The sequence below is a fragment of the Conyzicola lurida genome, from assembly GCF_014204935.1.
Taxonomy (GTDB): domain Bacteria; phylum Actinomycetota; class Actinomycetes; order Actinomycetales; family Microbacteriaceae; genus Conyzicola; species Conyzicola lurida.
This window is the reverse complement of record NZ_JACHMJ010000001.1, coordinates 2,557,106-2,577,526: the sequence shown is the minus strand read 5'-3', so window position 1 is coordinate 2,577,526 and position 20,421 is coordinate 2,557,106. Positions and strand designations below refer to the sequence as shown.

25 protein-coding genes and 1 tRNA gene are annotated in these 20,421 nt (G+C 68.1%); 11 read left to right on the top strand and 15 right to left on the bottom strand.

Going from position 1 to position 20,421, the window contains the following annotated elements:
- Positions 1 to 33: 33 nt before the first annotated feature.
- On the top strand, positions 34 to 627 hold the full coding sequence (locus HD599_RS12605; protein WP_184238084.1) for a hypothetical protein: 594 nt from the start codon (positions 34 to 36) through the stop codon (positions 625 to 627).
- Here HD599_RS12605 and HD599_RS12600 read toward each other — a convergent pair.
- The 5 genes from HD599_RS12600 to HD599_RS12580 form a co-directional block, all read right to left on the bottom strand.
- The gene (locus HD599_RS12600) at positions 603 to 911 is read right to left on the bottom strand and encodes a helix-turn-helix domain-containing protein (protein ID WP_343062053.1); all 309 of its coding nucleotides are present in this window, start codon (positions 909 to 911) and stop codon (positions 603 to 605) included. The two genes, HD599_RS12605 and HD599_RS12600, sit on opposite strands and share 25 nt — an antisense overlap.
- Positions 912 to 1,411: 500 nt before the next feature.
- Complete coding sequence (locus HD599_RS12595) at positions 1,412 to 1,642, bottom strand: hypothetical protein (RefSeq protein WP_184238082.1); 231 nt, start codon at positions 1,640 to 1,642, stop codon at positions 1,412 to 1,414.
- Positions 1,643 to 1,927: 285 nt separating this feature from the next.
- Positions 1,928 to 2,530 (bottom strand): hypothetical protein, encoded by a 603-nt coding sequence (locus HD599_RS12590; RefSeq protein WP_184238080.1) that lies wholly within the window; start codon positions 2,528 to 2,530, stop codon positions 1,928 to 1,930.
- Between the two features lie 83 nt (positions 2,531 to 2,613).
- Complete coding sequence (locus HD599_RS12585) at positions 2,614 to 2,793, bottom strand: hypothetical protein (RefSeq protein WP_184238078.1); 180 nt, start codon at positions 2,791 to 2,793, stop codon at positions 2,614 to 2,616.
- A 69-nt stretch (positions 2,794 to 2,862) separates the two neighbouring features.
- Positions 2,863 to 3,720 (bottom strand): hypothetical protein, encoded by an 858-nt coding sequence (locus tag HD599_RS12580; protein ID WP_184238076.1) that lies wholly within the window; start codon positions 3,718 to 3,720, stop codon positions 2,863 to 2,865.
- Positions 3,721 to 3,877: 157 nt separating this feature from the next.
- Between HD599_RS12580 and HD599_RS12575 the strand changes: the two genes are divergently transcribed.
- The 3 genes from HD599_RS12575 to HD599_RS12565 all read left to right on the top strand — a co-directional run bounded on the left by HD599_RS12575 (position 3,878) and on the right by HD599_RS12565 (position 7,054).
- Entirely contained in the window at positions 3,878 to 4,747 is an 870-nt protein-coding gene (locus HD599_RS12575; protein ID WP_184238073.1) for a hypothetical protein, read from the top strand.
- Between the two features lie 454 nt (positions 4,748 to 5,201).
- A complete protein-coding gene (locus HD599_RS12570; protein ID WP_184238071.1) occupies positions 5,202 to 5,846 on the top strand; it encodes a hypothetical protein in 645 nt (214 codons plus the stop codon).
- Positions 5,843 to 7,054, top strand: a complete 1,212-nt coding sequence (locus tag HD599_RS12565) for a CpaE/TadZ family protein (protein WP_343062051.1) — start codon at positions 5,843 to 5,845, stop codon at positions 7,052 to 7,054. Before HD599_RS12570 ends, HD599_RS12565 begins: the two co-directional genes overlap by 4 nt.
- Here the strand turns inward: HD599_RS12565 and HD599_RS12560 are convergent.
- The 3 genes from HD599_RS12560 to HD599_RS12550 form a co-directional block, all read right to left on the bottom strand.
- The gene (locus HD599_RS12560; RefSeq protein WP_184238069.1) at positions 7,002 to 7,655 is read right to left on the bottom strand and encodes a TetR/AcrR family transcriptional regulator; all 654 of its coding nucleotides are present in this window, start codon (positions 7,653 to 7,655) and stop codon (positions 7,002 to 7,004) included. The genes HD599_RS12565 and HD599_RS12560 overlap by 53 nt on opposite strands.
- A 117-nt stretch (positions 7,656 to 7,772) precedes the next feature.
- Complete coding sequence (locus HD599_RS12555; RefSeq protein ID WP_184238067.1) at positions 7,773 to 8,270, bottom strand: GNAT family N-acetyltransferase; 498 nt, start codon at positions 8,268 to 8,270, stop codon at positions 7,773 to 7,775.
- Positions 8,270 to 8,632: a hypothetical protein gene (locus HD599_RS12550; protein ID WP_184238065.1), complete on the bottom strand. Its 363-nt coding sequence runs from the start codon at positions 8,630 to 8,632 to the stop codon at positions 8,270 to 8,272. Before HD599_RS12550 ends, HD599_RS12555 begins: the two co-directional genes overlap by 1 nt.
- A gap of 86 nt (positions 8,633 to 8,718) precedes the next feature.
- Between HD599_RS12550 and HD599_RS12545 the strand changes: the two genes are divergently transcribed.
- On the top strand, positions 8,719 to 10,215 hold the full coding sequence (locus HD599_RS12545; RefSeq protein ID WP_184238063.1) for a histidine kinase N-terminal domain-containing protein: 1,497 nt from the start codon (positions 8,719 to 8,721) through the stop codon (positions 10,213 to 10,215).
- Between the two features lie 170 nt (positions 10,216 to 10,385).
- On the opposite strand, the gene HD599_RS12540 is transcribed toward HD599_RS12545, so the two are convergent.
- The 4 genes from HD599_RS12540 to HD599_RS12525 all read right to left on the bottom strand — a co-directional run bounded on the left by HD599_RS12540 (position 10,386) and on the right by HD599_RS12525 (position 12,619).
- Positions 10,386 to 10,841 carry a peroxiredoxin family protein gene (locus tag HD599_RS12540; protein WP_184238061.1) on the bottom strand — a complete coding sequence of 152 codons (456 nt, stop codon included), beginning with the start codon at positions 10,839 to 10,841 and terminating at the stop codon, positions 10,386 to 10,388.
- Positions 10,842 to 10,904: 63 nt separating this feature from the next.
- Positions 10,905 to 11,555, bottom strand: a complete 651-nt coding sequence (locus HD599_RS12535; protein ID WP_184238058.1) for a hypothetical protein — start codon at positions 11,553 to 11,555, stop codon at positions 10,905 to 10,907.
- 20 nt (positions 11,556 to 11,575) lie between these two features.
- The gene (locus tag HD599_RS12530; protein WP_184238056.1) at positions 11,576 to 12,250 is read right to left on the bottom strand and encodes a hypothetical protein; all 675 of its coding nucleotides are present in this window, start codon (positions 12,248 to 12,250) and stop codon (positions 11,576 to 11,578) included.
- 120 nt (positions 12,251 to 12,370) lie between these two features.
- On the bottom strand, positions 12,371 to 12,619 hold the full coding sequence (locus HD599_RS12525) for a WhiB family transcriptional regulator (RefSeq protein WP_147784762.1): 249 nt from the start codon (positions 12,617 to 12,619) through the stop codon (positions 12,371 to 12,373).
- Positions 12,620 to 12,787: 168 nt separating this feature from the next.
- On the opposite strand from HD599_RS12525, the gene HD599_RS12520 reads away from it, so the two are divergent.
- The gene (locus tag HD599_RS12520; RefSeq protein WP_343062050.1) at positions 12,788 to 13,225 is read left to right on the top strand and encodes a hypothetical protein; all 438 of its coding nucleotides are present in this window, start codon (positions 12,788 to 12,790) and stop codon (positions 13,223 to 13,225) included.
- A gap of 64 nt (positions 13,226 to 13,289) precedes the next feature.
- On the opposite strand, the gene bcp is transcribed toward HD599_RS12520, so the two are convergent.
- Positions 13,290 to 13,766, bottom strand: coding sequence for a thioredoxin-dependent thiol peroxidase (bcp, locus tag HD599_RS12515; protein ID WP_184238054.1), 477 nt, complete (start codon positions 13,764 to 13,766; stop codon positions 13,290 to 13,292).
- 74 nt (positions 13,767 to 13,840) lie between these two features.
- Here bcp and HD599_RS12510 point away from each other — a divergent pair.
- Positions 13,841 to 13,916, top strand: a tRNA-Lys gene (locus HD599_RS12510).
- Between the two features lie 67 nt (positions 13,917 to 13,983).
- The gene (locus HD599_RS12505) at positions 13,984 to 14,286 is read left to right on the top strand and encodes a biopolymer transporter Tol (RefSeq protein WP_184238053.1); all 303 of its coding nucleotides are present in this window, start codon (positions 13,984 to 13,986) and stop codon (positions 14,284 to 14,286) included.
- A 6-nt stretch (positions 14,287 to 14,292) separates the two neighbouring features.
- Here the strand turns inward: HD599_RS12505 and HD599_RS12500 are convergent, their stop codons facing one another.
- The gene (locus HD599_RS12500; protein ID WP_184238051.1) at positions 14,293 to 15,186 is read right to left on the bottom strand and encodes a DUF808 domain-containing protein; all 894 of its coding nucleotides are present in this window, start codon (positions 15,184 to 15,186) and stop codon (positions 14,293 to 14,295) included.
- 155 nt (positions 15,187 to 15,341) lie between these two features.
- Here HD599_RS12500 and HD599_RS12495 point away from each other — a divergent pair, with 155 nt between their 5' ends.
- From HD599_RS12495 to HD599_RS12485, 3 genes are all read left to right on the top strand, one after another.
- Entirely contained in the window at positions 15,342 to 15,965 is a 624-nt protein-coding gene (locus tag HD599_RS12495) for a TetR/AcrR family transcriptional regulator (RefSeq protein ID WP_184238049.1), read from the top strand.
- An 86-nt stretch (positions 15,966 to 16,051) separates the two neighbouring features.
- On the top strand, positions 16,052 to 18,562 hold the full coding sequence (locus tag HD599_RS12490) for an MMPL family transporter (RefSeq protein WP_184238047.1): 2,511 nt from the start codon (positions 16,052 to 16,054) through the stop codon (positions 18,560 to 18,562).
- A gap of 55 nt (positions 18,563 to 18,617) precedes the next feature.
- Positions 18,618 to 19,367 (top strand): alpha/beta fold hydrolase, encoded by a 750-nt coding sequence (locus HD599_RS12485; RefSeq protein ID WP_184238045.1) that lies wholly within the window; start codon positions 18,618 to 18,620, stop codon positions 19,365 to 19,367.
- Here HD599_RS12485 and HD599_RS12480 read toward each other — a convergent pair.
- On the bottom strand, positions 19,364 to 20,410 hold the full coding sequence (locus HD599_RS12480; RefSeq protein WP_184238043.1) for a peptidase C39 family protein: 1,047 nt from the start codon (positions 20,408 to 20,410) through the stop codon (positions 19,364 to 19,366). The two genes, HD599_RS12485 and HD599_RS12480, sit on opposite strands and share 4 nt — an antisense overlap.
- Between the last annotated feature and the right edge of the window lie 11 nt (positions 20,411 to 20,421).

The following is a 20,421-nucleotide window of genomic DNA, read 5'->3' as shown; positions in this document are numbered from 1 at the left end:
TCGTCCCCACCCCGGAATCGCTAGGGTCTCCGCATGCGCTGGGACAACCTGTTCGACGACCTCGAGGGGCAACTCGAGCAAGAGCTCAGCGCCGACGAACTGGACGAGCGCGCCGAAGAGGAGCGGCTGCGGCTCGGCCGGCTCTCGCTGCGGGAACGCATCCTCGCGCTGCACGAGGGCGACGATTCGCTCGTGCTCAGCGTCGCCCTGACGAACGGGCAGCAGCTGGTGGTGCGGCCCAGCACGTTCGGCCGCGACTGGTTCGCCGCCGACCTCGACGAGGGCACGCACCGACGCTCGGTCTGCATCGTGCCGCTCGCCGCGGTGTCGGCGCTTCTGCTCACCCGCGCGCAGATCGAGGCGAGCCTCGTCGAGGTGGATGCCGCGTCCGGCGCCAACTCGCTGTCGGCGAGGCTCACCCTGCCTTTCGTGCTGCGCGACCTCTGCCGCCGCCGGTCGGCCCTGACGCTGCGCACCACGACCGGGGACGTCCACGGCACCATCGACCGGGTCGGCCGCGACCATCTCGACCTCGCCGTCCACGAGGCAGGCACCCCGCGCCGGCAATCGTCGGTGACGCAGTGCCGGGTGGTGCCGCTGGCTCAGCTCCTGCTCGTGCGGCTCTGATTGGGGTTGTCGACGGGCCGCGGCGGCGCCGCGAGCTCGGGGATGTTCGCGTAGTCGGACTGGTTCCAGAGGCTGAGGCGGCGGGCCTCCTCGTACTTCGCCTCGATGTACGATTCGAGCACCGACCGCTCGACGCGCCACTGGCCTTTGCCGCCGATCTTGATCGCGGGCAGCTCGCCGCTGCGCACCAGCACGTACGCCTGGTTCAGCGAGATGTTGAGCACCTCCGCCGTATCGGCGAGGGTGAGGAAGCGCCCGAGGCTCCCCGCGGCCATGTCATTCATCCCTCGATTATGAACGCGGGGCTGTGCGGGAAACGAGCCTGTGGATAACATTCTCGTTTTCTGACGCGCCGGTGCCCGAGCTGCGCCGCCCGTCACCGCAACTTGCGTCATATTGACCGAAAACGCCGCGCATAGGTCGATTTGGCGCAAGTTGCGGCCGGTGGCGGGCGATGCGGATGTGAACGACTCAGCAAAGGGTCGTAACAGCCCGCGGAATCGCACGGGAGGCGCAAGAAAGTGTCGGGTGATTCGAACCACACATTTTGTCGACGTCTCTGCCGCGCATGTCTTTGGCATGGATATTTCGAGTACGCCCGTCACCTGCTCGGCTCGGCACCGTGCGGTGGTGCCAGGGACGCGCTATCGCTGGATAGTATGGGTCGCTTTGTACCTGGTTGGAAAGACGGTGGACACCGCCGTCTCGGGGGTATTCGCAGGCGCCATGGAGGTGTTGATGCTGACAGTCGACGGATGGCTCGCGTGAGCGAGCGAAAGTAGCGCTACTTATGTCGCTGCACGGGAACAACCCAGCCGTCGGGTGCGTCGTTCCAATCCATACCGACGACCTTCCATCCCCAGCCGTGGAGTATCGCGGTAACCCGCTCGGCGTCATCGTCGTTGTGGATGCTGACGAACCCGGGCATTTCTAGCGCCTTCTCGCGATCAGGCGAAAACAGACGCCATATATGGGCGTCGTTGCTGAACTGAATCTCCGCGATCTCGGCTGCCATACGGCCACCGTACAGAAAGACACCTATACGGCGCTAGCCACCGAACCAGGCGGCGGTCGACCACCACAGGCTGCCGGGGGGAGAGCATTCCGCTGGACGACCAGTAGCGGGCTTCACGGGTATCTCGGCCAGCTGCGCTCTTCTGGGCGATCGTCGACAAACTAGGGCGTGTGGATCGAAACGTATGTGCCAAGCCGGGTTCGGGCGCAGCGAGCGCTGCGAAGCGCAGCCGACAGGAGCGGGTCCGTTGAGAGCGGCAAAGACCCGGTGAGGGAAGTTGGCGGCTCAGCCTCGGTGCCGCGCCACCGCGAAATGCAGAGGCGGGCCATTCCTTGCCGCGAGCGTCCGCGCCACGTTCGCCGCCTTGCCTCGCGCCACCTCCCACGCGAGCACGATGTCGTCGTCGGTGGCGTGTTCGAACGCGTCGGACTCGACATAGGGGAGGAAAGCCCGGAGAGAATGGCGGACGGCTCCGTAGGTCACATTGCGGGTCGCCACGAATGCAATCGATCCGGGGGACAGGACCGGCGACCAGAACTCGGCCTTGCTCCAGCAGGCGGCGATCACTAGGACGCGAGACCGGATGAGCCCGCCGCCAACAATCGACTCGGCCGTCGACCGCTTCTTCTCCGGATCACGGCGGAAGCCCCATTGGTCATGATACTCGCCGTGCCAGCTGCCGTGGCTGGACAGGACTGTGAGACTTGCAGGCTGGGTGATCAGCCTCGTAACCTTCGCGGCTGTCTTGCACTCGTAGTCTACGAGGCCGGGAGTCGTGGCGTGCAGGCTGTCGATCAGCGCCTTGTCCTCGGCGTTGGCGTCGAAACGAAGGTATCGCATCGCTGCCGCAGGGGGTGAGTGCTCATGCTCGGTTACTTCGATGCTCATGCCTGGCAGTCTCCGTTCGTCGTCAGGCGCCGCGGTGTGTGGTCCGCGTCTCTGAGAGATTATCGGCTGTCGGGCAATCGCGGTTAGGTGCGAGGTCGTCGTCGCGTCCGGCGAGCAGGAACGAAGGCGCCGGCGACCAGCAGGGCGCCGATGCCGAGGAACGGCCACGGATTCGTCGCGAACGCCGTGGCGAACGAGTCGGCGATGATGGGCACCGCCGAGACGATGGAGTCGAAAAAGAGCGATTGGTAGTCGATAGTCATGGCCGGACCTTACGCGCAGCCACCGACAAGCGGCCAGTGCTACCGCCGGCGCTGTACCGCCTGGCTTAGTCAACGGCGACCGGAGTACTGCAGCGGCCCGCGGCCCGCCATCTTCGGGTGCTCCTTGGGCAGCCCGCAGTCCCGGCCCTTGGACAATCGGGCCAGCTGCTCGTCTTCCCAGCGGTCGAGCTCGTCGGCGAACGGCTCCACCGCCTTCAACTCCCGGCACGAAGTAGCCTTGGTGCCGCACGAGCACGCGGTATCGCGGTTGTACTTCTTCCGATGTAGCTGGTCGATGCGCCACACCACACGCATCGCCGCGTCCCGGGTCCTGAACGCCGTATCCCGGTCCGAACCGGCCTTGGACACCACGGCGGCACGCACCCAGTTCTGCAGGTCACCGATCGGGGCGTCGGCGTACTGAGAGGCCATCGTGGAGACGGCGTGCTGGAAACGCGCCGTCAACTTCTCGACTTCCGCTTGCTTCGAGACGAGGGCGGCGCGAGCCGTCTGCCGGGCCTCGGCGTTCAGCCGCTCCCGCTCGCTGTAATAGGCCACCACCCACTCCGTATGGGTGCGGGTAACTGCCTTCCAGTCGCCGGTGCTGTGCCTTTTGCACGGGTCGCACACCTGATGGGACGTCGCGCTCTCCATGTAGATTTCGTTCGGTACGCCACAGCAGTGGCAGACAAGAATCGTTCCTCGTTCTTTGGGCTTGACTGTCATATCTCGTCCAATCGACTGCGATGTGGTGACGGCGCGAAACGGAAGCGTTGCCTGTCCTTCCGCCCGTTCGATTCTATCTGCGAACATCACCTTGCTGTCTGGCCTGCGGGTCTCGAATATGACTTCTATTCCGTTGATCGAACTGCGATACTGCGCAATACGGATGTTTCCGTTCTGGACGACAGTGGACGGGGACTTCATGAGAAGCAGGCGGCGCGGGAGCGGGCGGTCCACGCCGGTTCGGCACCGACGTGACACGGGCGCCGCCGCAGAGACGGCGCCGTCCGGGCGCCCGGCTACCGCAGCGGAGGTAGTCTCCGGCGCCGGGGCGGTCGAGGCGCTGAGAAGGCTTGCCCGTGTGTTTTTCTGGGGAGTCATCCCCCTCGTCGGACTCGTGAGCGCTGGGGCGCCCGCCATCGTCCTACCCCCGCAGTTCTCCGCCGACGCGTTCGGCTTCGTCGTCCACACCGACGGCCCCACCCCGATGTCCCTGACGACAAACTACAGCGCGGGTCTCACCGGCTACACGCGGGAGATCCTGTCCTTGGCGGTCGAAACACCGGACGCTGCGATCGCCGCCATCGATGTTTACGTCGGATACGGGTCGCAGGGAATCCGGGAATGGCAGTGTTTCCTCACCAGCGATCCCCCCGACTTCCCCGTTGACGAACGACCGTTGGGAGACTTCGAACAGCGTCCGATCCCGGACCGGACGGAGACCGGGAGGCTTGGCGACGATCCGGCAAGAATTGCGACGACGGCGATGGACGATGTCGACGTCGCCGCGACCTTGCCCGCCGGCCGCCGGATCGCCGACGGACTGGTATGCAGCAGGGAGGTCGCCGAAGGGGTGTTGACGAACCCGTACCCGGCCGCCGGATCGCCGTCGCTGTCGATCGTCGCCCCCGATGCCACAGCCTTGGCCTTCGAATACTCGGGGAGCATCGGAATCCCGGCGAACTGGGACTATCAGGACGTCAACCCTCAGTTCCAGGCGTCGACGATGGGTTCGCTGCACTTCCAAAGCCCTGCTTCCGAGGAGCCGTCGCCGTGGGAGGGCGGCGGGGTTCCGAACACCAATACGGGCGCACGGACGGCAGTGTTCCAGAACTCCCAAGCACTCGGGCAGCTCGAGAACTGGTCGCAGTTCGGACTACTGCTGACGGGCGCGTGGCTCGGCATCGTCGGCGGTATTCTGCAGCCGTATCTCACCCGGCGCCGCAGCTGAAACCGAAGCCGGAGAATTAGACACCGTCGGGACCGGTGTCCAGGGGCCGGACGGGTGCCGGAACGGCCCCGAATCGGTGATTGCGGTAACCGTCTCAGAGCGTTCCAAGTCCTGATCGGGGTGCCGAATCACGCATCTGTTGATCGCGGTCTTTGAAGGCGCGAATCGAGTCCGAAGAAAAGCATGCTTAGAAGCTGCTTTGTCCAGAACACGACTTTGGACGATTGTTGTCCGAAAAGACAAGCTAGTAGCTGAACCGCAAAGGGGTACAAACGGGCCAGCTAAAGTGTCGAAAGTTCGCCTGCGACACTTTATTTGTGTTTCCGACGCTTTGAGGGTGCATTCACAGCGGACAGCGCTGTGCGGCCCCATGCGCCACGACCTGTGGATAACTTTTTCGCGCGAGCGCGGGGAAGCGCACGATGGGAGGGCACACGGGAAGGCGGTACGGCGAATGACGATGATCGGCCGGATGCGTGAGACGTCGGGCACGCGCAAGCGGTTCTGGTTCGACCCGCGCTTCGCGATCGGGCTGGGCCTCATCGTGGTGTCGATCGCGGGGGTGGTGGCGATTGTCGGGGCCGCCGACGCCAGCGTGCAGGTGTACACGGCGCGGGAGGCGCTGGCCCCGGGCGACCGCGTGCACGCCGACGATCTCGCCCTGACCGGCGTGCGCGTCGACGGGGCCGACCGCCTCTATCTACTGCCCGACGACGTGGGCGACGAGGGACTCGTCATCACCAAGCCGGTGGGACGCGGCGAGCTGGTGCCCGCGTCGGCGGTCGGCAGTGCGGCCGGGGTGCGGCAGGCGGCACTCGTCATCGGGGTGACCGGAGAGCTCGCGGCATCCGTCGCCCCTGGCTCGACCGTCGATGTCTGGACGGCGACGCGCACGGGGACGGGGGAGTACGAGCCGCCGACGGTCGCGGTCTCGTCGGCGACCGTCGTGCGGCTCGTCGACGACAGCGGGCTGGTCGTCGATACCGAGGCGGCGTCGGTGGAGCTGCTCGTACCGCGGTCGCGGCTCGCCCGGCTGCTTGAGGCGATCGCGAACGAGGCGGCGGTCTCCGTGGTGCCGACCGACCTGCCGGGCAAGTGACCGTGCGTCTCGTGCTCGCGGTGCCCGCCCCGCACGACGGCCGGCTCGCCGACGAGGCGCGACGTCACGGCCACGAGATCGTCGCGAGCGTGGCCGACGCGAACGCGCTGCCCGAGGCACTGGACGGCGCCGACGTCGCCCTGGTCTGGGCGTCGCCGCGCTACCTCGGCTACGGCACGCTCGCCGAGTGCGACGCCCGCGGCGTGCGGGTCGTGGCGGTGGTCTCCGCCGACGCGCAGCGCCGGTACGCGAGCGGCATCGGACTCTACGACCTCGTCGACGCCGAAGCGGAGTGGCCGACGGTCGAGGCATTGCTCCGCGGTGAGCGGGACGCCGCGGAGAAGCCGCGCACCGAGCGCGCGACGGTCGTGACCGTGTGGGGGCCCGCAGGCTCGCCCGGCCGCACGACCGTCGCGGTCGGCATCGCCGCCGAGATCGCGGCCGCCGGGTTCAGCGTCGTGCTCGGCGACGTCGACACCCACAGCGCATCCGTCGCACCGGTGCTCGGCCTGATGGACGAGGCCCCCGGTTTCGCCGCCGCCTGCCGGCTGGCCGGTGCCGGCGGTCTCACCCGGTCCGAGCTCGAGCGCATCGGACAGCGCTACGGCGGCACCGCCGGATTCTGGGTGCTCACCGGCATCGGGCAGCCCAGCCGCTGGCCCGAGCTGTCGGCCGACCGCGTGCGCCAGACCATCGACGAGTGCCGCGCCTGGGCCGACTACGTCGTGCTCGACACCGGGTCGAGCCTCGAGAACGACGAAGAGATCGCCAGCGACCTGTTCTCGCCGCGCCGCAACGCCGCGACCCTGACCGCGATCCGCGAAGCCGACCACATCGTCGCCGTCGGCGCCGCGGATCCCGTCGGCCTCTCCCGCTTCCTCCGCGCGCACGGCGACCTCGCCGACATCGCCGTCACCGACACGGTCACGGTCGTCGCGAACAAGGTGCGCGGCAGCGCCATCGGGCTGAACCCGTCCGGCCAGGTCGCGCAGGCGCTGTCGCGGTTCGGCGGCATCGAGTCGCCCGTGCTCGTGCCGTGGGACCAGCAGTCCGTCGACGCGGCCGTGCTCGCCGGCCGCACCCTCGTCGAGGAGGCGCCGAAATCCGCGGTGCGCGTCGCGCTCCAACGGCTGGTCGCCGACCGACTTCTGCCGGCTACGGCGTCGCGGCGACGCTCCGTCGCAGGCTCTCGACGATGGCGTCGATGACGAATCGCAGGGTGTCGGGCATCGCGACCGTCTCGGCATCGAGCAGCCACTGCACCTGCAGGCCGTCCATCACGGCGATGATGGCGGATGCCGCGGCGACCACCCGCTCGTCCGAAGCGGGTGCCCCGACCGTGAGGCCGAGCGCGTCCGCGACGTCTCCGCGGAGAACCGCGAACCGGCCGCGGAAGAACTCCTGCGCGGGGTGGTCGCCCGTGACGGACTCCGCGGCGAGCACGGCGTAGGTCTGCACGATGCCGCTGCGCTCGGTGTTCGCCTGCGCGGTGGCGACGAGGTGGCTGAGGAACTCCGCGCCGACCGGGCGCTGCTGTGTCGCGAGCCGTTCGATGTCGACCTCGTCGCGGTGGGCGAGAACCGCGAGCAGCAGCTGCTCCTTCGAACCGAAGTGGTGCAGCACGCCGGCGTGGGTGATGCCGACGATTTCCGCGATCTCGACGAGGGATCCGTTGTTGTACCCGCGTTCGCCGAAGACGCGGGTCGCGGCATCCAGAATCGCTCGACGACGCTGGGCCGTTCTCTCTTGCGGACGGGCCGCGCGGGCGGTGCCCGGCAGGGATCCGGGTGGTGCCTCTGTGGTGGTCATACCGGCTCTCCCGCCCCGACGCCTAACGCAATTATCCAGAAGTATGCCACGTTGTGAATAGTCTTCGGCCAATGTGACGCTGGCAGGCCGGCAGGCGGGTTGAGCCCGTCGAAACCCCTACCCCAGCGGCAGCCGATACACCTCCACGGCATCCCCGCTCTCCGTGACATCAGCCCGGTCGAGAGCGAATCCGAGCTTCAGAGCCAGACCCACGGATGCCGCGTTGGCCGGTTGGATGACGGCGACGAGCGACTTCCGTCCGAGGTGCGTCCGCGCCCAGTCGATCCACGCCCCGCTCGCTTCCGCGGCCAGCCCGCGCCCCTGGGCGTGCGCGGCCAGAACGTAGCCCAGCTCCACCTCGTCCCACGCGGGCCAGTAGTGCAAGCCGACTCGTCCGAGAAACGCGCCCGTCGACCTCTCGACGACGGCACTCTGCCCGCACCCGCGCTCGTCCCACTCGTCCGCGAGCACCTCGGCCTGCCGCGGAATCGTCGCGGGCGTCAGCCGCGCGCCGCCGACGTATCGCGCGACGTCCGGGTCCGAATACAACGTGACCAGGTCGGCGGTGTGCTCCCTGGTGAGCGGCGGCAACAGAAGACGCGGAGTCTCGAGCATCACGGCGACGCGACCGCCTCGACATTCGTGTACCCGATCAGGTTCGAGATCGTGAAGACATAGGTCTCGCCGACCTCGATCTCGCCGCGCAGCGCGACGTCGCGCACGTAGAAGTCCTCGCACTCGGGTGCGCCGGAGGTCTGCACGCTGAAACCGGGGCGCCCGCTCTCGCCGTCGTCCGACGTCGCGTCGCCGAAGGTCGAGTCGACCGTGCAGGTCACCTCGATGGGCCGCGCGTTCAGCGTGGTGACGAAGGACAGCGCGGCGACCGTGCTGCCGCCGACGAACAGCACGACGACCAGCACCAGGAGGGTGATCGCCCATCCCCGGCTCAGCCGCCGCTGCCCGTTGCCCTCCGACATCCAGACCCCCCAACAAAAGTGACGTTCATTCTCGCAGGTGTCTGCCCGGTAAAACGCCGGGCTCCCGCACGGGCTAGCCTAGGAACGTGTCGACCCTCAGTGATCTCGTACAGGCCCAAGGACGATCGAGCGAAGCGGACATCGAATGGCTGCACTTGCTCGTCGGCGACTGGCAGTTGCTCGCCGATCTCGCCTTCGCCGACATCGTGCTGTGGGTGCCGAGCGCCGAGGGCTCGTTCGTGGCCGTTGCCCACGCCCGCCCGTCGAGCAGCGCGACGCTGTTCTATCGTGACTTCGTCGGGCAGGCCGTGAAGCCCGAGTGGGTGCACCAGGTGACCGAGGCGTTCGAGACCGCCACGATCATCGACACCGGAACCCCGACCTGGTACGAGGAGACCCCGACGCGCGTGCGCGCCGTGCCCGTGCTTCGCCGGCTCTCGCCCAGCACCGCCGCGATTTCCGAGGCGCCGGTCGCCGTCATCACCCGCCACACCAACCTGAGCGAGGCCCGCACTCCCGGACGCCAGGAGCTCACCTTCAACGAGTGCGCCAACGACGTCTTCGCGATGATCGCCTCGGGCGACTTCCCCGACCTCGGCGCCCCGACCGGCCCGCGCCGCGGTGCGCCGCGCGCGTCCGACGGCCTCATCCGCCTCGACGTCGACGGCACCGTCACCTTCGCCAGCCCCAACGCGCTCTCCGCGTTCAACCGCATGGGCTTCGCCGGCGAGCTCGAGGGCGAGTCGCTCGCCGAGGTCACTACGAGCCTGCTGCACGGCCGCCTCGTCGTCGACGAGTCGTTGCCCCTCGTGGTCACCGGACGCGCCCCGTGGCGCACAGACATCGAGGCGCGCGGCGTCACCGTGTCGATCCGCGCGATCCCGGTGCGCAACCGCGGCGAACGCGTGGGGGCCATCGTGCTCTGCCGCGACGTCACCGAGGTGCGCCACCAGGAGCGCGAGCTCATCACCAAGGACGCGACGATCCGCGAGATCCACCACCGGGTGAAGAACAACCTGCAGACGGTCGCGTCGCTGCTGCGCATCCAGGCCCGCCGCACGCACAGCGACGTCGCCCGTGAGGCGCTCGGACAGGCGATGCGCCGCGTCACCGCCATCGCCGTCGTGCACGACACCCTCAGCGAGGGCCTCAACCAGAACGTCGACTTCGACGCCGTGTTCGACCGCGTGCTGCTGCTCATCGCCGAGATCGCGACGGGGCACAACACGACCGTGCACCCCAAGTCCACCGGAAGCTTCGGCGTCCTGCCCAGCGAGTACGCCACCCCGCTGGCCCTCGCGCTCACCGAGCTCGTCACGAACGCGGTCGAGCACGGCCTCGCCGGACGCGAGGAGGGCGAGGTCGAGATCATCGCCGCCCGCAACGAGGAGCAGCTCTCCGTCAAGGTGCGCGACAACGGCGTGGGCCTCGCCGAGGGCAAGGTCGGCTCGGGCCTCGGCACGCAGATCGTGCGCACCCTGATCCAGGGCGAGCTCGGCGGCTCGATCGACTGGCACACGATCATGGGGTCGGGCACCGAGGTCACCATCGAGATCCCGCTGAACTGGCTCACCAAGAACTAGGGGCCGGATGCCGCCCGGCGTCGGGCACCGCGCTCGCCGCGCGGCCCTGAGCGCGCGCCCGGGACGAGTACCCGCCGCCCGCCGCGCCCGACAGGACGGTTCGCCCCGGTCGCACGCCGGACAGGACGGATGGCGCGGCCTCGGCCGCGCCATCCTGTTGTCTGATTTTGTTACAGAGCGGCGATCGCCGTGGCGAGTTCCGCCTTGTTGTAGCTCGCGCCCGGGTTGGTCGACACGTGCGAGTAGCGCACCACGCCCTGCTTGTCGACGAGCACGCCGCCCGACTGCTGGATCGCGCCGAACACCTTGCGCAGCAGGCCGGCCTCGGCGTGCGGGGTGCCGTCCTTGCCGACGACGACGGGGAACGGCACGGCCTTCTTCGCCTTCCACGCGGTGGCGGACTCGGCGTCCTCGGGAACGGCCACGATGACCGTGACCCCGGATGCCGCGAGCTCGTCCTTCTGCCCGGCGAGCGTGCGCACGGCGGCGTTGCACTGGGCGCACGACAGCGCGCGCATGAAGTAGACGAACACGTTGTCCGTGCCGCGGTAGTCCTCGAGGCTGATCGCCGTCCCGTCGGACTCACGCAGGTCGAGGTGGAGGGTGGAGCCGATGTCGAGCGTCATGGTGCGTCCTTCGTGTGGGGTGGTCAGCGGGTGCGGATGCCGGCGGTGAGCTCGGACACCGTGTCAGTCGTCGTTGATCCAGGGGCTTTTGCGCCGGTTGCGGGCACGCACCGGCTCGCCGGACTCGGGAGTGTTGAGCACCCACTCGATGGCCTCGTCACGCGACAGGTGGTTGGGGTGGTCCATCCAGGCGAACTTCCCGGTCGGGTCATCGCGGTCGGACTTGGGCGCGGGAAGTGCGACCGACGAGCGCCGGAGCAGCTCCGCGACCAGTTCGCGGTCGGAGTCGCTCAGCTCGGGGTCGCGGGTGGAGCGCACTGTGAAGAGGAGGGGCGCCGCGGAGCCCCTGCCGATCTGCAGAGACCAGTCGGTGGTGGTGCCGCGGGGGAGACCGACGGACATAGCGGTCGTCAGGTCGGCGAACCCTATCGTCTTTCGCCCGACCCGCAGCTGGGAGGTATCGAAGTTGAGGCGCGGACGCTGGGCGGCGACGATCAATGCAACCGAGACGGCGGCGACGACGACCGCCAGCACGAGTGCGACGACGGTGACGAGCGTCGAATCGTCGTTGCTCGCGAACATACGCGCCACCTGTGGCCCGGTAACGACCAGGAGAATCAATGGGTAGATCCGGACGCCGATCCGCGTCCCCAGAACCATCCGCCACGACGGCTTCGGTCCGACGACGACCCAACCGTGCGGGAGCTCTGCCATAGGGCGAGACTATCCCACGCCTAGTTCTCGTCGATCCAGATGCTCTTCTTCGGGGGAGGGGTGCGCCAGGCCTCGCCCGACTTCGGGGTGTGCAGCACGTACTCGATCGCGTCCTCGCGGCTCAGGTGGTTCGGATGCCGCATCCACTCGTATTTGCCGTCGGGGTCGTAGTAGACGTTGGTGCGGCCGCGCTTGCTCTGGGGGATCTCGACACTGGACCGGCGCAGGATCTCGGCCACGAGCATCCGTTCGTGGGGTGTCAATTCGGGGAGATGCGTCGACCGCAGGCAGACCGTGATCACCGGCATGCCGTGGGTGTCGAGACTGAGGAAGGCGTCGACCCGGTCGTTGTGCGCCACCGGGAGGTAGACCGCCTCGGTGATGTGGTCGAACGGCAGGGTGTTGCCGCGCACTCGTACCTGGCCGGTGTCGAAGTTCACCTCGCTGCGCGGCGAGCGGGTCATGGCGTAGACGGCGACGATGACCGCCGCCAGCACGAGGAGGCCGAGCACGACGAGAACGGGGACCGGGCCGAAGACGTCGAACGCCCAGCGGGCGATCCACATGAGGAGCAGGATCGCGACGAAGTACAGCACGTAGAAGCGCTTGCCGGTCTTGGACAGGCGGGAGGTGAGGATGCGCTGCCACTCGCGTGATTCGCCGAGGGCAACCCATCCGGAGGGAAGTTCTGCCATGCGGACAGTTAACTCCTGCGGCATCCGCTCGACAATGCCTGCTTAACGACCGAACTGCCGCTCACCGGTGCGGGGTGAGCGGCAGTTCGTGGTTGCTGCTGTGACAGCGGGCGGAACGTTTTAGGAAGCGCGGCGGGCGCGGGCTGCGCGACGCTTGAGGGCGCGGCGCTCGTCTTCGCTGAGGCCGCCCCAGACGCCGGAGTCCTGGCTGGTCTCGAGCGCGTACTGGAGGCACATCTCGGTCACGGAGCAACGCGCACAAACAGCCTTCGCCTTGTCGATCTGGTCGACCGCCGGACCGGTGTTTCCAACCGGGAAGAAAAGTTCCGGGTCAGCGGTGAGGCAGGCAGCTTTGTCGCGCCAATCCATGGGTGCTCCTTCGGTAGAGGGCTTCTTGCGGGCATGGGTAATCGCCCTCGAGAATTCGGGTGGGATAAGAGAGGTGGGATTCGCCGCAGCACTGCAGGCTGGAAATCAACCTCGAATAGACTCTCATACCGAAGCACGCAAATCAATGGTTTTGTATGGGATGTAGCTGTGAGCGAGACGCCGATCGTTGAAGAATCCGCCGATCAGGGCGGCGGTCGGCCTCGCCACCACCCCCTCGTCCTGCTGCTCGCGGCGGTGATTTTCATCGAGGCCGTGGCGCTCTATCTGGTCACCGCGGTACTCATCGTCGAGATGCTGATCGCGCGCGCCGACTCGATCGCGAGCGCCCTCGCGCTGACGGTCTGCACCGCCATCGCCGCCGTCTGGGTCACGGTGATCGCGATCAACACGCTGCGCGGCAAAGCGTGGATCCGCGGCGCGGCGATCGTCGTCCAGGTGCTGATCGCCGCCGTCGCTCTGGGCAGCTTCCAAGGTCTGTTCTCGCGCGTCGACATCGGCTGGCTGCTGCTCATCCCCGCGATCGTCGTGATGGTGCTGCTGTTCACCAAGCCGGTGCTCGCGGAGACGTCGCAGCGCGACGCGTAAGTCAGGCTGCTGTTTCGGCGCCGCGCTGCCGGTCAACCGACAGCGCCGCGCCGATCAGGCAGCGTTACGCGTCGACGCCCAGCTTCTTGCGCAGGCTCGCGACGTGGCCGGTGGCCTTGACGTTGTACAACGCGAGCTCGATGACGCCGCTCTCGTCGATGACGAAGGTGGAACGCAGCACGCCGGTGACGACCTTGCCGTAGAGGTTCTTCTCGCCGTACGCGGCGTAGAGGTTGTGAACCGTCAGGTCGAGGTCGCTCAGCAGCGGGAAGTTCAGCCCCTGCTCGGCCTGGAACTTCTTCAGGTCGGCGACGGTGTCCTTCGAGACTCCGAGCACCTGGTAGCCGGCCGACTTCAGCGAGTTGATGTTGTCGCGGAAATCGCAGGCCTGCGTCGTGCAGCCGGGCGTACCCGCCGCCGGGTAGAAGTAGACGATCACCTTCTTGCCGGAGAAATCAGACAGCGAAACGGATTCCCCGTCCTGATTCTGCAGGGAAAAGTCGGGAGCTTTCGCGCCGATTTCGAGTTTCGTGGCGGTCATGGTGCTCCTCGTGTCGCAGGGTGGTTATTACTTATGCTAATCTCGATTCTCGGCGCGGAAAGTTCAAGCGCTACGCACCTCTAGCTCAATTGGCAGAGCAACTGACTCTTAATCAGTGGGTTCCCGGTTCAAGTCCGGGGGGGTGCACCACAGGCCCGGTCATCCGGGCCTTTTGTGTTTTCCCGACAGTTTCAGGTCACAGAACACGAGGGCCCGGATGACGCACGCCGACGATGACGCCCGGTGGATGGTCATCGGCGGCCGGCGCTGGCGTCGCACCGACCCGTGCCTGCCCGCCGACCTCGTCGAGGCGCTGAAGTCGCATCTCGGTCGTGGTCGCTCCGGAGTCGGCGTCGCCAAGCGCGCCGGCGACACCGACGCCGTGGCCGCGGCGCGCACGCGCGTCGGCCTCGCGAAACACGGGCTCGGCGAACGCGGCCCGTACTGGTGGGACGAGCCCGAGGCGGACCGCATCGCGCGCGCCCGGGAGGCGCTCGCCGAGCTCGAGAAGCTGGAGTAGCGCGGCCTAGTGCGCCGCGGCGGCCGGGTTCTTGCGCTTGAGCAGCCGCGTCATCCCGAGCACGATGCCCACGACGATCATGCCGAGCACGAGACCGAACACGGCCGAGATCGCCGTGTCGACGATCCAGGCGACGACGGGGCCGGCGGCCTCGATCGCGTGGGTCACGGCGTGCACGAGGTCGTAGGGTCCGTGCCAGAAGGTCTCGGCGAGGTTGGCGATGACGAGGTGTCCGCCGACCCAGAGCATCGCGACCGTGCCGACGATGCTGATCACGCGGAACACGGTGGGCATCGCGGCGACGATGCGCGCACCCGTGCGGCGCACCTTACGTGCCGGGTTCTTCATCAGGCCGAGACCGATGTCGTCGATCTTCACGAGGAGGGCGACCGCGCCGTAGACGACGATCGTCATGGCCAGGCCGATGACGGCGAGTGCGCCGAGCGTCATCCAGATGCCGAAGTCGGGGTCGAGCTCGGCCAGGGCGATGAGCATGATCTCGGTGCTGAGGATCAGGTCGGTACGGATAGCGCCGAAGATCAGTTTCTTCTCGTCGCGCGCACCGGCGTCCTCGACGGCGTGGTGCACGCCGAACCACTCCATGACCTTCTCTGCTCCCTCGAAGCAGAGGTAGGTGCCGCCGATGATGAGCAGGAACGGCAGGACCCACGGCGCGAACGCGGAGAGCAGGAGCGCCAACGGGATGATGATGATGAACTTGTTGAAGAGGCTGCCGAGCCCGATCCACTTGACGACGTGGAGTTCGCGGGCCGGCGTGAGGCCCTGGACGTACTGGGGTGTGACGGCCGCGTCGTCGATGACGACTCCTGCGGTCTTCGCGCTCGCCTTGAGGGCGGCGGTCAGGATGTCATCGACTACGGCGAGCAAGCCGACCGACATGGGATCTCCTCGGGGTCTGCGCTGAGTCTCGGTGCGAGACGGCGGGGATGAATCAACCGTACCGGGCCGACGGCGTCGCTGGTTCCCAGCGAAATCGCAGCAAAAACCGTGGGATTTCTGTGCACTGCGTGCGTCGTTGCACTTAGTGTAAGTACGTGACTTCCGCCGTGATCGCCCCCGACCGGCGCGCCGAACTCAAGGCGCGCCACCGTCTGGCGATTATCGACGCCGCCGACTCGCTCATCCGCGAGCGGGGAGAGGCCCGGTTCAGCGTCGACGAGCTCGCCGAGCGCGCCGACGTGTCACGACGCACGGTCTTCAATCACTTCTCGTCGCTCGACGACGTGGTCATGACCACGTGCGCCCGGGTGCTCAGCGACGTCATCGACGAGTTCCGGGCCGAGAGCGCGGCGACCCCGGCCGCCGATGGCAGCCGCGTCACCCTCTTCGCCGACATCACCACCGTGCTGCGCCACATCGACCTGCCGACCGTCATCGCCTATCTCTGCGGCGTGCTCGGGACGGGTGGCGACGCGCACCACGCCATGAACGACATCTTCATCCGGGCGACCGACCAGCTCACCCTCGAGATCTCGGGTCGCGCCAGCGAGATCGACGACTTCGAGGCGGCGGTGCTCGTCAGCTCCCTGATCAACGGTCTCGCCGTGACATCCGCCCACTGGATCGCCCAGACCGGAGCCGGCCTCGACGACGCATCACGCGCCGTCTGGGCCGAACTGCTCGACCGCCTGATCGAGACGATCCGCCGCGGCTACTAGCCCCCCCTGCTTACCTCTCTCTTCCCGATGACGCGACGTGAGATCGACAACACAACGCCCGCCCATTTAGAAAGATCCTGAGGAACATGGCATCCCTTCTCTACCGAATCGGTCGGTTCTCCGCCCGTCGAGCATGGTTGGTCATCGTCGCATGGCTGGCGATTCTCGCCCTCGCCGGCGGCGCGTTCGCGCTGTTCGGCGGCACGCTCTCCTCCGCGGTGAGCATCCCCGGCACCGCGACCCAGACGGTGAGCGACCAGCTCGCCGACGAGTTCCCGGCCGCCAGCGGTGGCCGCGGCACCGTGGTCTTCACGACGTCTGACGACGAGCCCTTCACCGAGGCGCAGCAGACCGCCATCGGCGACCTGCTCACCGACACCGAAGAGCTCGACGACGTGAAGGCGACCACCAACCCGTTCGACACCCAGGCGCAGATCGACGGGCAGGCCGACACGATCGCCGCCGGCCGTCAGCAGATCGCCGATGCGACCACGCAGCTCGAGGCGGGCCAGGCCCAGATCGACGCCGCGAAGGCCCAGATCGCCGCCGGACAGGCTCAGCTCGACGCGCTCGCCGCACAGGCCGGCGATTCCGCCGCCGCGCAGGCGCAGATCGCGGCCGGACAGGCCCAGATCGACGCCGGAACCGCGCAGATCGAGGCCCAGCAGACCACCCTCGACGAGGGCCGCACCGAACTCGAGACGCAGTCCACCACGCTCGAGGACGGCGCCTCGCTGCTCGACCTCGCCGCAGAAATCCGCCAGGTCTCGAACGACGGCACCACCGCGGTCGCCGGCATCCAGTTCGACAAGTCGCTGAACCTCGTGCCCGCCGAAGCGAAGGAAGCGATCGTCGACGCGATGAACGACGCCGACATCGACGGCGTCGACGTCGAGGTGTCCAACGACATCGCCGCGAGCATCCCCGAGATCCTCGGCCCGGGAGAAATCGGCGGCGTCATCTTCGCCGCGATCGTGCTCTTCGTCATGCTCGGCACGCTCATCGGCGCCAGCCTGCCGCTGATCAACGCCATCATCGGCGTCGGAGTCGGCGTGCTCGCCTCGCTCGCGCTGTCGGGAACCGTCACCATGCTCTCGGTCACCCCGGTGCTGGGCGTGATGCTCGGCCTCGCAGTCGGCATCGACTACTCGCTCTTCATCCTCAACCGGCACCGCACCCAGTTGCGCAACGGCGTCCCGCTCCAGGAGTCGATCGGACTCGCGAACGGCACCTCGGGCAACGCGGTCGTCTTCGCCGGCTCCACCGTGCTCATCGCGCTGCTGGCCCTCAACCTGACCGGCATCCCGTTCCTCGGCCTGATGGGAACCGTCGGCGCGATCTGCGTGCTCGTCGCGATCCTGATCGCCGTGACGCTCACGCCCGCCGTGCTCAGCCTCGTCGGCGACAAGATCCTGACGAAGAAGGCCCGCGCCCGCATCGGCAAGGCCGACGAGAAGTCGCGCGTGCCGCAGAAGCCGATGAACACCGTGCGCGCCGTCATCACGGTGGTCGCCGGTATCGCCGTGCTGCTCATCGTCGCGATCCCCGCGCTCTCGATGCGGCTCGGTCTGCCGGCCGGATCGTCCGAGCCGGTCGACTCGAGCGCCTACAAGGCGTACAAGCTCATCGACGACAAGTTCGGCGCGGGAGTCAACGGCCCGCTCATCGTCGTGGCCGACCTCGACGAGGCCGTCACCGACGACACGCTGATCTCGGAGCAGGTGCGCATCGGCACCATCCTGAAGGCCGAGAACGACGTCGTCGCCATCGCCCCGATCGGCGCGTCGGATGACGACATGCTGCTCGCCTTCCAGGTCGTGCCCGGCGAGGGCCCGACCAGCGAGTCGACCGAGCAGCTCGTGCGCGACCTGCGCGGCCTCGAGATCGACGGTGTCGCCACCCTCGGCGTCGCCGGCAACGCGTCGGGCAACATCGACGTCAGCGAGAAGCTCGCCGACGCCCTGCCGCTCTACCTGCTCGTCGTCGTCGGACTCTCGCTGATCATCCTGATCTTCGTGTTCCGCTCGATCCTCGTGCCGGTCACGGCGACCCTCGGCTTCGTGCTCTCGCTCTTCGCGGCCTTCGGCGGCATCACCGCGGTATTCCAGTGGGGTTGGCTCGCGCCGGTCTTCGGTGTGCACGATCCGGGCCCGATCCTGAGCTTCCTGCCGATCCTCGTGGTGGGAATCCTGTTCGGACTCGCGATGGACTACCAGCTGTTCCTGGTCAGCGGCATGCGCGAGGCGTACGCCCACGGCACGCCGTCGCGCCTCGCGGTGCAGCGCGGTCTGCACGCCGGCCGCAGCGTGGTCATCGCTGCGGCGCTGATCATGATCTCCGTCTTCGGCGGATTCATGTTCTCCAACTCGGTCATGATCCAGTCGATCGGTCTGGGCCTCGCGCTCGGCGTGCTGCTCGACGCGTTCGTCGTGCGCCTGCTCATCATCCCGGCGGTCATGCACCTCCTCGGTGACGCGGCCTGGTGGATGCCGAAGTGGCTCGACCGCATCCTGCCGAACGTCGACGTCGAGGGTGCCTCGCTCGAGCGCTCCCACCCCGTCCCGCCGGCAGACGACCCCGTCCTGGTCGCCAAGTAGTCGGAAACGGCCCGGTCCCTCAGGGGGCCGGGCCGTTTCTGTAGGATCACTCGGCATGACCATGACGACCGTGCGCGGCACCCCGATCTACCACGAGATCCACGGGGCGGGGGAGCCCGTGCTCCTGCTGCACGGGGGCTTCTGCTCGATCGAGATGATGCGCCCGCAGCTCGAGGCGCTGAGCGGCGACTACACGGTCTACGCCCCCGAGCGCCCGGGTCACGGCCGCTCGCCCGACCGCGCGGGCCCGATGGGCTACGCCGAGAGCGTCGCCGACACGATCGCCTACCTGGACGAGGTCGGGCTCGCCGACGCGCACATCGTGGGCTTCAGCGACGGCGCGATCATCGGTCTGCTCGTCGCGCTGCAGCATCCCCGCCGCATCCGGTCTCTCGTCTCGATCAGCGGCAATCTCGACCCGGCCGGTTTCGTCGCGAGCTCGGGCGAGGCCGAGAAGAACGAGGGGGCGGATGTCGCGGCCGACCCCGACCGCGCCCGCCAGTGGTACGACGAGCTGTCGCCCGACGGTCCCGAACACGCCGATGTCGTGATGGAGAAGCTGACGCGCCTGTGGACGACGGAACCCGCGATCGCGCCCGCCGACCTCGCGCGCGTGGAATCGCCGACGCTGATCATGGCGGGCGACCACGACGTGATCCGGCTCGACCACAGCGCGCTCATGGCGGAGTCGATCCCGGGCGCGCAGCTCTGCATCGTGCCGGGCGCGGGCCACGGGCTGCTCGACGAGCGCCCCGGGTTCGTGACGTTCGCGGTGCGGGAGTTCCTGGCGGGACTGCGCGCCTAGGGGCGGCGCAGGAACACGACGCCGCGGTAGCCGTCGTCTCCCCAGGCGAGCATGCGGTCGAGGTCGGCCGTCGCTATCGGCAGCTCGTGCGCGTCGACCCAGGTCTCGCCCCAGTTCACCGAGATCCACGGATCGTCGATGACGACCACGCCGTCGCCGGCGGAGTGCGCCAGCACCCAGTGCGGCACGGTGAACCCGTACATCGGCTCGAGGTCGATGAGCAGAAGTGCCAGTTCGCCGTCCCGAAGGCGCGACTCGATCTCGGCGACCGACACGCGCTCGCGGCGCACGGCGATGTCGGACCCGAGCGCCTTCTGCAGGGAGTTCGCCTGCAGCTCGGCGCGGAATGACCGGTCGAAGGCCGCGGTGTACGACTCGAGCAGCACCGGACCGTCGTGGTCGAGGAACACCTCGACGGGATTCGTGCCGGCCGCGTCATCCAATGATTCGCGGAGGGCGACAGCCAACCCCACCGGTTCGCAGGTCGGATAGTTGCTCGCCGTGCGCCAGAAATCGAGTTCGCGGTCGCGATTGCCCGCGTCAGCGCCGAAGCCGCCCGAGCCGCGGATCTCGGACGCGAGCAGCGCGGTCACCGCGCCGCAGGTGAAGGTGCTGGTCTGCGAGTAGTACGGCGGTTCGTCGTGCGGCACCGGCCGTAGCCAGCGGACGAACCCGGCGACTCCCTCGGTGCCGGGCGCGGAGGCGTAGGGCGTGCGCAGAGGGGTGAAGCCGTAGCGCTCCGGCGACGCGACGACGCCCTGCCACTTCACCGCGACGTCGCCGCGGGAGAGCGACTCGTCGACCACGGCATCGACGAGTTTCGCGAGGGCGGCCTCGGCTCCGGCGCCGTCGGACAGCCAGACGTCGGCGATTTTCGTCGCCGCCGTCGCCGGTCGCCGGGTGGCCAGCACGGCGGCGATCGGCACCCCGTCGGCACGCTCCACGTAGACCGTCGACGGCTGGGGTCCCCGGTCGGCCGTCCACAGGGAGAGGCGGTCGGGGGCGAGGGCCGCGGCGAGATCATCGTCAATGGGGGTGCACATCGCCCCCAATC